The sequence below is a fragment of the Vibrio sp. 10N.222.46.A1 genome (assembly GCF_041473595.1).
GTDB classification, from domain to species: Bacteria; Pseudomonadota; Gammaproteobacteria; order Enterobacterales; family Vibrionaceae; genus Vibrio; species Vibrio tasmaniensis_A.
On record NZ_JBFRSN010000194.1, the window covers coordinates 1 to 2,323 of the forward strand.

The window sequence follows — 2,323 nt, forward strand, 5'->3', positions numbered from 1 at the left end:
TTGCCATCCGTACCATTCTTGAAGCCAACTGGGCAAGATAGGCCTGAAGCCAGTTCACGGTGAACTTGAGATTCTGTCGTACGTGCGCCAATTGCGCCCCAGCTGATTAGGTCAGCAACGTATTGCGGCGTAATCATATCTAAGAATTCACTCGCCGTAGGCATTCCCATATCAGTTAGGTCAAGTAGTAACTTACGTCCTAGACGAAGACCGTCATTTAGTTTGAACGTGTCGTTCATGTACGGGTCATTGATTAGGCCTTTCCAGCCAACAGTGGTACGTGGTTTTTCAAAGTAAACACGCATTACGATTTCAAGGTTATCGCCTAGTTCGTCGCGTAGCACTTTCAAACGTTTACCGTACTCAAGCGCAGCTTCTGTATCATGAATAGAACATGGGCCAACAATAACAAGTAAGCGATCATCGCTATCTTCTAAAATATTGTGGATCGCTTTGCGGCTTTCAAAGGTTGTAGAAGAAGCAATTTCTGTCGCTGGAAACTTTTCTAAAACAGCAACAGGGGGTAATAACTCTTTTACTTTGTTAATTCTTACATCATCAGTCTGGAACATTGCTTACTTCTTCCTATTTTCTATCCTTGAGGCTGAATGCACGTTATCTCACGTCATTTTCCATCAGCATTTATCTTCTTGTTCCCTGTAACTTAACTAGTAAAAACCACAGTTTCAATCACTAATTAAAAAAAAACGCAATTTATTTTGTGTTTTATATTTAAAACACCCTGTATAATATTATTTACACGTTATCGATTGTGCAGTTATCAGACACAGTAAGAACACAGCTCTTCAAACTATCCTGGCTAGATAATGTCTTACGCAACGATAGATAAAAGCTCTTTACCACACTACAGCCTTTACAAAACGCATACACAAAAAATAGAGAGCTAAAGACTTTTCGTCACATAGAGAAAAATGGGAACTAGCACCACAACCTTGGTTTGGATGTTACTCATCGAAGAATAGAACTGATCAAATTTGGCAATTTCTGCGCAGGAACGGTATATGGAGAATTGTACAGGCGAAACAACAGAAGATGTGACGACGAAAGAAACGAAGAACAGCTAACTGGTTAATAAGATTGCTATCGCGACCTTACCTTGGCCTCGATCGTCTTGTGAAAAGCCTCAAAGCGATGTGCCCTTCAAATGCAATAGTACAATTTAATTAATAAAGTCGCTTCGGGCTTGTTGAACACTCGGGATTTAGTGTTGACTGCGCAACACCCTAGCCCTTATTTGTTATAGCTCAGCGATGTGCGAAAGAGTTTCCGGATGACGCTGAACCAATTTTAGAAGGGTCACAGCTTGTCCATTTGGTGCGCTACGCCCTTGTTCCCAGTTTTCTAATGTTCGGGATGATGTATGCAGTAAACGCGCAAACACACCACGCGACATATTAAACTGTTCACGGATACTCACGATTTCATTAGGTGAAATATCTAACTCACTGATATCGTTAACTTGATGAGTTTTAAGAGTGAGTTTACCCTCTGAATGCTCTTTAGCCTCAACAAGAGCAGTACTTAACTCTGCAAATAGGTCACGATTGCTCATTACGCCACGCCTCCATAAAAGCCTTTAATTGTTTCTTTTGATCTGCAGTTAAATCGGACATTTCATTCTTGCCATAAATTGTCAGCAAGTAGAAACGACGCTTTTCATCGAGGAAGTAATAGATAACACGAGAGCCGCCACGCTTGCCCTTACCTTTACTTGCAACTCGAATCTTTCGCAAACCACCTGTACCTTGAATCACGTCCCCCTGTTTTGGGTTAGACATTAACTCAGCTTGAAAAAGCCTAAACTCATCATCGCTGAGATATTCATTACGGTACTTTTCAAATATGGTCGATTCGACAAATACACTTTTCATACTCAGAGTATACGCAAGTGACGTACACATGGCAAAACTATACGTGATTAACGTAGTTATGACCTTTCGAAAGGTGAATCTGACCTGAGCTATAACGCCTGCATACTCAAAGCCGACAACGAAACTTGCACTCACTTCTGCACTGAGCTATTTGTCGCGATACCTCTATCGCGGTGCGTTGGAGTAAGCCGACCCACGTAGCCGAAAGGCATTGATAATAAGGAGAATGGCATTGACGAAATCAGAGGAGATGTGACGACGAAAGAAACGAAAAACAGCTAACTGGTTGATAAGATTGCTATCGCAACCTTATCTTGACCTCGCTCGCCTTGAGAAAAGCCTCAAAGCGATGTGCCCTTCAAGTTCAATCGTACAATTTACTTAATAAAGTGGCTTCGGGCTTGTTCAACACTTGGGATTTAGTGTTGGCT

General features: G+C 41.6%; 3 protein-coding genes. All 3 read right to left on the minus strand.

All coding sequences use genetic code 11. From position 1 onward, the window contains the following. A partial coding sequence (locus AB4496_RS06610) for a 3-deoxy-7-phosphoheptulonate synthase (RefSeq protein ID WP_372130707.1) occupies window positions 1-572 on the minus strand: 572 nt, incomplete at its 3' end. A gap of 686 nt (window positions 573-1,258) precedes the next feature. Then, on the minus strand, window positions 1,259-1,573 hold the full coding sequence (locus AB4496_RS06615) for a DNA-binding transcriptional regulator (protein ID WP_009845645.1): 315 nt from the start codon (window positions 1,571-1,573) through the stop codon (window positions 1,259-1,261). Then, window positions 1,560-1,892 (minus strand): type II toxin-antitoxin system RelE/ParE family toxin, encoded by a 333-nt coding sequence (locus AB4496_RS06620; RefSeq protein WP_012600340.1) that lies wholly within the window; start codon window positions 1,890-1,892, stop codon window positions 1,560-1,562. The genes AB4496_RS06615 and AB4496_RS06620 overlap by 14 nt, the downstream gene beginning before the upstream one ends. Between the last annotated feature and the right edge of the window lie 431 nt (window positions 1,893-2,323).

Bases quoted from the DNA above. Each gene is read 5' to 3' on its own strand.
- AB4496_RS06615 (WP_009845645.1), bottom strand. From the start codon at position 1,573: ATGAGCAATCGTGACCTATTTGCAGAGTTAAGTACTGCTCTTGTTGAG.
- AB4496_RS06620 (WP_012600340.1), bottom strand. From the start codon at position 1,892: ATGAAAAGTGTATTTGTCGAATCGACCATATTTGAAAAGTACCGTAAT.